Origin of the sequence: Opacimonas viscosa, from assembly GCF_024199005.1 — a bacterium.
In the GTDB taxonomy this organism is placed as follows: Bacteria; Pseudomonadota; Gammaproteobacteria; order Enterobacterales; family Alteromonadaceae; genus Opacimonas; species Opacimonas viscosa.
Map to the genome: position 1 here is coordinate 1 of NZ_JANATA010000036.1, position 5,857 is coordinate 5,857.

General features: G+C 41.8%; 3 protein-coding genes. 2 read left to right on the forward strand and 1 reads right to left on the reverse strand.

Going from position 1 to position 5,857, the window contains the following annotated elements:
- Nucleotides 1-237: 237 nt before the first annotated feature.
- Together NLF92_RS12470 and NLF92_RS12475 are read left to right on the forward strand one after the other, a co-directional pair.
- Entirely contained in the window at nucleotides 238-1,143 is a 906-nt protein-coding gene (locus NLF92_RS12470; protein WP_254102471.1) for a hypothetical protein, read from the forward strand.
- A gap of 150 nt (nucleotides 1,144-1,293) precedes the next feature.
- On the forward strand, nucleotides 1,294-2,913 hold the full coding sequence (locus NLF92_RS12475) for a hybrid sensor histidine kinase/response regulator (RefSeq protein ID WP_254102473.1): 1,620 nt from the start codon (nucleotides 1,294-1,296) through the stop codon (nucleotides 2,911-2,913).
- A 403-nt stretch (nucleotides 2,914-3,316) separates the two neighbouring features.
- Here the strand turns inward: NLF92_RS12475 and NLF92_RS12480 are convergent.
- The coding region (locus tag NLF92_RS12480; RefSeq protein ID WP_254102475.1) for a hypothetical protein at nucleotides 3,317-5,857 on the reverse strand (2,541 nt) is incomplete at its 5' end.

The following is a 5,857-nucleotide window of genomic DNA, read 5'->3' on the forward strand; positions in this document are numbered from 1 at the left end:
GATTTGTACATAAAAAACCCCCGAAGGTTTTGTCTAACTTTCGGGGGTCACTTCAACAAGTGAAGTGGCTTTTGCATAACATTTCAATGGTTATTTTTTGGCTAATCGTCTGATACCAAAGATACCTAATGCGAGAATAGCTAATACTTCGGCGCCATCCCTAGCGAATTTAACGTTTAACATCATAGTCATGGTATTCTTGATACCCAGAAAACTTTGTGTTTAGGAGAAAATAAGATGTCACTGCGGTATTTGTGCCAGTTTGGACTGGTTATTGGTGCGCTTTTGTCGGTTGATAAAGTGTTGGCTAGCGAAGTAGTAGTGGAACCAAATAAAACAGATCGTATGAGCAAACTTACTGCACAGCTGACAAAACAGACTTCACCTTGGAAAAAAGTCACTGACTTTGAACAGGATGAACCTTTATCTGGTTGGACAAAGTTGGATTTGCAAAACGAAACTGAACCAAGAGTGGCTAACCCACAAGTAACAGAAGTCTTGTTAGACCCTCAAACCAATAACCATTATTTGTTAAAAAAGCCTGCAGCTGATGGGGTTGTAGGAAATCGTAAAGCAATAACATATTTTCCCTTGCCACAACCGATTAATGTTGGTGATATTTATACTTTTTATCTGCGCTTAAATGTTGCTGCATTTCCTAATAACCATGTTTTTGGCCTGAGTGATATGGGTCCAGAAGGAATTGCTGAGCACGCTTATAATGCATTAGAGCCTAGCTTACGTATTACGGATCGGTATGATCCGAATATTGCGTACAAAAACGATGGTACATTATTAGTGCGCAAGGACGATTGGTATGAACGCATTTTTAATCCGCAAACTAATTCGTATGCAAGCCCAATGCAGACCAATACTTGGTATCACGTTTGGATGGTTATCAATAATCAACCTAAAGCTTCTGGAGGCCAAACATATGATGTTTATATACAAGGCGGTGATGAGTTTCCAGAACAACAAAAAGTTTACTCAGGCGCTGATTTTAGAATGCAACGTGAACAAGCTCTCATATATTTCTCTGCTACCTGTAACACTGGACCCAAAGAAAAACCTTACGGCAATGGCGGCTTAAAATATGATGATATGTATATGGCTTCAGGTACGGTCTTACATATACCCAAATAAGCATCAGGGTTCTCAGGTTTTTTGTTCATCATACAACTTATTAGAATTAGAGCCCTTTGATATAGGGCTCAACGTCTGAATTTTTTCCCTCATTTTTCCGAATTGCGGTCTATACTTATCCTTATTTCTTCGACATTTCGTATTCTTTTTATGCATTATTTAGATAAAGAGCTGAACGCACTTATTACTCAAGATGAACAGCTCTGGCAGTATATACAACAAGCCTCATTAGACGGATTGTGGTTTTGGGATCTTGAGCATCCTGAGAATTTGTATATTAGTCCTGAATATTGGCATGTCCTAGGTATTGATCCTAGCACTCGTAAACACTCGCCTGATGAGTTTATAGCCGTCGTTTTTGACGAGGATTTACCTAACATTATGGATAATTTGGAGCGGCATTATGCCGAACCAACCATTAAATATGAACAAATCGTCCGGTTCAAACACAGCGATGGCTCTACGGTATATGTTCGTTGTCGAGGCAAAGCGATTCGCGATGCTAATGGTAAAGCAATTCGCATGTTGGGTGCACATAATAACATCACCCCAGAAATGAAACGGCAAAAGGAGTTAGAACAGGCTCTAAGCAAAATCCTGAGTCACGAGGACGAACTAAAAGAAGCGATGCAGGATAGGCAAAAGAGCTTAGATGCCTTATCTGAAAAACGCGAACAAGAACAGCAGATGATGGCGGTCATTGCCCATGAGTTGCGTACACCGATTGCGACCATATCGATGTTGTTGGAAGGACGTAATTCCCCCCATGAATTAGACGAACTCCAGTTTAAGATTATCCAAAATGCCGTGGTCCAGGCTTTGAATGTGTTAGGAGATTTGAAGAGCATTAGCCAACATTCCGCTTTGGCTAAACACGCCTTAGTTAGCACAGATATACACATGTATTTTGTATCGATGCATCAACAACTCATTGAAATAGTACATACACTAGATCCCAATATTCAATTGTCGCTTAATCTGGGTAAAAGATTGTTAAGGATGCCATTAGTCGAACTCAACACTCAAGCATTGTTTCAAATTGTTAGTAATTTGGTATGCAATGCAGCAAAACATGCCCAATGTCATAAGATAGTACTGAACGGGGATTGTGAATTGACCGACGAAGGACGCTACAAGATACTGGTGAAGGTAACTGATAATGGTACAGGGATTAGCGAGGCCGAAGCAAATAGGGTTTTTAAACCATTTTTACGAGGTGAGGGAAGCAGTGAAGATGGTTCTGGACTAGGTCTAGCGATTGCTAATGGACTGACAGAGTTGCTCGGAGGAGAGCTTTGTTTAACCCCCAACCAAGCTGGAGGAAGTGTGTTTGGTTTTGATTTTGTAGTGGCGAGTGCAGCAAATGACAGAAGTTCAACTGGTTCAGTGAAACAAAACACAGATTATTTGACAGGTAAAACGATTATTTTTGCAGAAGATAACGATATTATTCAGACCATCAGTAAGGATGCACTCGAAAGAGCGGGTGCGCATGTGATTACCTTTGATAACGGGGCAGATGCGTTAGCATTTGTTGATGCGAAACATCATTTTGACTATCTATTCACAGATATTTTTATGCCGCAGATGAATGGTTATGAGTTATGTAAAGAACTCCGCTTACGCAATATCCAACAACCAATAGTCGCTGTGACTGCCTCAGTGTTAGGAGAGGAAGTGCAGAAAGCGATGCAATCTGGAGCCAAAGCGGTTATCGAAAAACCTATGTCTATAGCCTCTGTGCAGGCCACGTTGGGGCAGATTGGATAAGGATTACTATTCACTCAAAAAAATGGTGGCCCCTCCCAGACTCGAACTGGGGACCTAACGATTATGAGCTAAGCTGAATTTAAAAATAAAACATTGATTAATAATAACTTTTACCAAAAACACCTTCCTTTTCCGCTTTGCGATCAGCGGAAAGTAACGGAAAAAAACAGAAAACCAAGTGAATAAAGGATGCGAGATAAGCGGAAGTTTTACGGAAACACAATGAGCAAAAAAAATGATAAAATACCACTAATGTTTTCTAAATCACACTAATGGTCCCTAATGAAAGCCTAGGGGGGCTAAGGCTACCTCATTAGTGGCCTCAACTTATAGACGAAAGGTAAGAGTAAAAAGGGCAGAAGGAGTATGCTTACATTCGACTCCTTCCCCTTTAAAGTTCATCTTATAACTGCTGCTTAATGCTCGATGTATCAAGCTGTTGGTCAGCAAATATTACCAAGTCATTGGTTGCCACATTACCACCATTGGCGATCGTAACCGATTCTGTGTGAATAACATCGTCTATATCGATTTCTCGATTCAACACAATATTTCCTGATGAATTTAAACGAATGTCATAGTCCGCTAGATTACCCTCTACTGTGATTTCATCACGCCCTGATTTTAAGTTTGACGCATCGACTATTGAGCCTGCTGGTACGTATATCTGGTCGATACCACTATTACCCGATATTAAAGTCTTAATACTAGGACCCAATCCCATCACGCTTCCACCTTCGCTGCTAAGCACGATGTGTTTCACTGTCGCGCCGGTGATGGTTTTATCATCTAAGGCTTTGATTGACGTATCTAAAGTCAAGTCCGTCAGTGGTGTTTGTGCACTTACCGCTGCTTTAACAAGCTCGGTACTTAACGCTCCGTCGGTGAATATAAGCATATCAGCTGCACTTGCTGTCGCAATAAACTGTACGATTTCTTCACCCACATCCGTTAACCTAGATACTTGCATCACACCGGTTGCCGAATCTAGCAAGATACTATCGGCATATTCGGCTAACGGACCTGAGAAGTACAATTTATCAATCCCACCTTTAAGATTAGTTAAGTCATATTTAACGCCAGGTTGCATCATGAAGCCATCGATGTCACTTGAACCCGAGATAAGAAAAGTTTCCCCTACCACACTCACAGGGTTATCTGCTGTGCCAGAAGGGATATACTTAGCTACATCAAAGAAGTTTTCACCCTCTGAACTAGTTACAATAATTTTGGCCGTTGGGCTGAGACTTGCGAACTGTGGTGTCGGTTGTTCAAGTAAGGTATATGGGGCAATGCCTGCTGTTTCATCTCGCACAGCAATGCCACCTGGGTCTACCACATGACCATTGATTTGAGCATCCGCGTCATTAGGTCCACCATCTTCAACGGTCAATAATAAACACATGTCCCCCTCGGTTAATCCGCTGATATAGTCCGCACTTGAAGTGCTAGGGCAACCTCCTTGGCTATTTAGACCTGTAGACGCTATCGTATTCTTCTCATCAACCACAAAATCTCGCCATGTACCATTTATCAATTTACGATAGGTTGCTCCTTGCGGTATTGCACTCAATAATGGCACTACCAATGCCAATGAATCACCCGGAACACTCAACTCTGCTTCAAAGTCTAATAACCCTAGTGGGAACTCACTCTGCACATCAGGAACGGGTAACTCTGTCTCTGTGACAAAAATACCCGCACCACCAGTATCGGCAGCCACATTACCCAAGGATAACTTCACCCCTGCTGATGCTTGTGCCACTTGGTTAGATGCACTGCCCAACTCAATCGCATTAGGGGTGACCGTAATATCTAAGTCATCTGGAACACCATCATTGTCACTATCACTAATACGGGTGAGTCCGCTGATTTTTAAACTGACTGAGCGAGTAAATAGCTCACCAGGCAAACCATCATCTTCTACTTTGACTGTTATCTTGTAAGTACCTGGTTGAGTATCCTTAGGATTAAAACGTAACTGACCCCAAATGTCCGTATCCACAATATCTGCCAGCCCCACTGGAATGTCCCATCCTAAGGCATGATTACCATTGACATCCTCTATCACCACCTCTATTGCAACCTCACTATCAGTTTGTGTGATATAACGACCCAACACCTCATTTTGGCTAACTAATAAAGATACTTTTGGCGAAACAGCCTCTTCGATAAGGCTCACCGTTAAAGTACTGCTATCTGATAAAGCCGCATTACTAGGCGTGCCTAGCGTTACAACAAACTGCCCAGATAACTCACTATCAATCACTTCAATGTCAAATACACCAATCGTACCAGATAGTATCTCCACCTCTGTAGTAGACAACAATACCGCATCACTGCTCACTGAAATAGGAATAATCACTGGATAGTTATACCCTTCTCCAGATAATCGTACCGGCACTGTCAACACATCGTTTATTGCCATACGAGCTCTATGAGCAATCTGTGCAATAGGTCTAACAAATATGGTTTGCACATCTTGCCCCTGATTACCGGCACTATCCACAGCGGACCAAGTAACAAGGCTTTCTCCAGCAGGATAAGGACCAGAGTTATCTAAAACGGCTGTAACAATTTCCAGATTATCGCTCGCAGTGGCCACACCTAAGTCAGATACCATCGTGAATTCACCCGTTGCATCAATATATAAATCACTTGGCGCAATAACAACTGGCGATATGTCATCATCCAACAAGGTCGATTTATTGGCATCTAACGGAAATACATCCTCAGCGTCTAGCACGCCATCATTGTCATCGTCCGTATCTGCTGTCATACCCAATGCAACGCAAGCTTCGTCACATTCATTAGGAATACCGTCTGAATCAGTGTCAGTTAAACCTGTTATCAGATCTAAAAAAGTAGCCGTGTTTAAGTTATCTATTACACGGATATCTGTTGAGTTTGAGTAAAATTGTAAACTATCAATGCCATATAACGT

What these genes read in the sequence shown, in the direction of transcription:
- NLF92_RS12470 (WP_254102471.1), top strand. Translation starts at nt 238, where the DNA reads ATGTCACTGCGGTATTTGTGCCAGTTTGGACTGGTTATTGGTGCGCTT.
- NLF92_RS12475 (WP_254102473.1), top strand. Translation starts at nt 1,294, where the DNA reads ATGCATTATTTAGATAAAGAGCTGAACGCACTTATTACTCAAGATGAA.